General features: G+C 64.5%; 1 protein-coding gene. It reads left to right on the top strand.

Features of this window, described 5'->3' with window-relative positions:
- Positions 1 to 273, top strand: a 273-nt coding sequence (locus tag E1180_RS00020) for a VCBS domain-containing protein (RefSeq protein ID WP_196220465.1), incomplete at both ends; no start/stop codon positions are given.

The following is a 273-nucleotide window of genomic DNA, read 5'->3' as shown; positions in this document are numbered from 1 at the left end:
GGCACCGACACTGGGGATGTCACCGAGGACCGGAATGTCTGGCCATCATCGGCGCATCCGCTCGCGGTCGGCGGTAGCCTGTCCGTGCATGATCCGGACGGCACAGCCTGGGATCATTTCCAATACAACCGCTTCGGCGAACATGCGATCTCGGACCCCTTCGGCGGAAGTCTGCACATAGACCGTGTCGGCAACTGGGGCTACGAGGTCGACAACACCCATCCCGCCGTCCAGGCGCTCGCAGCCGGGCAGGAAGGCCACGCGATCTACGAG

Origin of the sequence: Roseibium denhamense, from assembly GCF_009711415.1 — a bacterium.
Classification (GTDB): domain Bacteria; phylum Pseudomonadota; class Alphaproteobacteria; order Rhizobiales; family Stappiaceae; genus Roseibium; species Roseibium denhamense.
The sequence above is the reverse complement of the archived record's forward strand: the minus strand, read 5'-3'. Positions and strand labels throughout refer to the sequence as shown.